Here is a 2,071-nt window from a genome sequence, read left to right as displayed (position 1 = left end):
GGCTCGAGGCCATCGCCCGCCAGTTCGACCATAGTTCCCGCCCGCCGGCGCGCAGTGAGCCGCCGGTCGCGCGGCAGCTGAACGACGCGATTTCCCGGCTCGACGCCCGCCTGGCGCGGATTACCGAGCCGAAGCCCGCGGCAGCTCGGCCGGCCGAGGCCGCAGCCGTGCCGCCCCAATCGCCCACCGAGCGCGTCGAACGCGCCGCCGAGCAAGTCTACCCCTCCCCCACACTCGACCCGAACGCGCTCGACAAGGCGATTGCCGAAATCGCCGCGCGGCAGAGCGAACTCGATGCCAGCATCGGCCGGATGCCGCGGCAGCCGGCGTCGTTTGCGCCGCCGATCGCGCCCGCGATGGCCCCCCCGAATCCGCTGGCCGGGCCGGATTTCACCAGCCTGGAGAAGCAGCTCCACAAGATCACCAGCCAGATCGACGCGCTGCAGCGCTCCGACAAGGTCGAACAATCGATCGCCGCGTTCCGTGCTGACCTCGCCGAGATCCGCCAGACCATCACCGAAGCGATGCCGCGCAAGGCGATCGAAACGCTGGAAGGCGAGATCCGCTCGCTGGCGCAGCGGCTCGATGAAAGCCGGGCCAACGGCAGCGACAGTGAAGTGATTGCCGGCATCGAACGCGCGCTCGGCGAGATCTACACCGCGTTGCGCTCGCTGACGCCGGCCGAACAGCTCGCGGGCTTCGACGAAGCGATCCGCAATCTCGGCGGCAAGATCGACATGATCGTCCGCAACAGCGACGATCCCGGCACGGTCCAGCAGCTTGAGAACGCCATCGGCGCGCTGCGCGGCATCGTCTCCAACGTCGCTTCCAATGAAGCGCTGGGGCAGCTCAGCGCCAACGTCCACGCGCTCGGCGAGAAGATCGAACAGCTGGCGCAGGCCGACAACCACAGCATCTCGTTCGCCGCCCTGGAGCAGCGCATCTCCGCGCTGACCGCGGCGCTGGAAAGCCGCGAGCGCCCTGCCCCGAGCGAATCCACCGAGCAGCTCGAAAGCGCCGTGCGGGCGCTGTCGGAGCGGATCGATCATCTGCCGATCGGCAACGACAATCAGTCGGCATTCGCGCATCTGGAACAGCGCGTTACACATCTGCTGGAGCGGATGGAAGCCGCGACCGAGCAGCGCGGCGGCAGCGCCAATCTCGGCCGGGTCGAGGAAGGCCTGCACGACATTCTGCGGATGCTGGAGCGGCAGCAGTCGCAATTTGCGGTGCTGACGGAGCTCGATCGCCGACCGGCGCCGGCGCTCGACCCGAGCTTCGTCGACACCATCAAGCGCGAACTCTCCGACATGCGCTTCAGCCAGTCGGAAACCGATCGCCACACTCAGGATTCGCTCGAGGCGGTGCACAACACCCTCGGCCATGTCGTCGACCGGCTGGCGATGATCGAAGGCGATCTGCGCACCGCGCGGGCGACACCTCCGCTGGCACCGCCGCCCGCCCCGACTCCGGCACCCGAACCGGCGAAGCCCGCTTTCCTGGCTGCCGCGCCGATCGCGCCGGCCCCGGTTGCTCCCGCAGCCCCGCCTGTTGCGCCGCAGCCTCAGCCCGAAATGGCCAATCCGGCCGTCGAGGCGTTCGCTGCCGCGCCGCGCGAATTCGCCGCCGCCAAACCAGCCGCCGAGCCACCGGCCCCGGCGCCCGAGCCGCGCGCGTTCCACGACATCCACGAGTCCGCCGCGGGCCCGCACCAGCCGCAGAAGATCGAGCCGGTCGTTGCTGTGCCGCCGCCCGCTCGCCGGGAAGCCACACTGCCGCCGGACCATCCGCTCGAGCCCGGCACCAAGCCACCGGCCCGGGTCGCTTCGCCGTCGGAACGGATCGCCGCTTCTGAAAGCGCGCTGGGCGAGATCGCGCCGGCGCAGCCGGAGCCGGCCAACGCCACCAGCTTTATCGCTGCCGCGCGCCGCGCCGCGCAGGCGGCGGCGTCCGCCAGCGCCGGCAAGGCCAAGCCAGGCAAGCCGAAGACCGATGGCGACAAGCCCGATCCGGACGGCGGCACACCGGGCTCGCCGCTCGGCTCCAAGATCAAGTCGCTGCTGGTCGGCGC

1 pseudogene is annotated in these 2,071 nt (G+C 70.5%); it reads left to right on the top strand.

The features are described 5' to 3' along the window. Positions 1 to 2,071: pseudogene (locus tag DYI24_RS25560) on the top strand (hypothetical protein); the annotation flags it as partial.

Source organism: Rhodopseudomonas sp. BR0C11 (genome assembly GCF_010820945.1).
Classification (GTDB): Bacteria; Pseudomonadota; Alphaproteobacteria; order Rhizobiales; family Xanthobacteraceae; genus Rhodopseudomonas; species Rhodopseudomonas palustris_H.
Note: the sequence above shows the minus strand (reverse complement) of the source record. Positions and strands in the feature narration are given on the sequence as shown.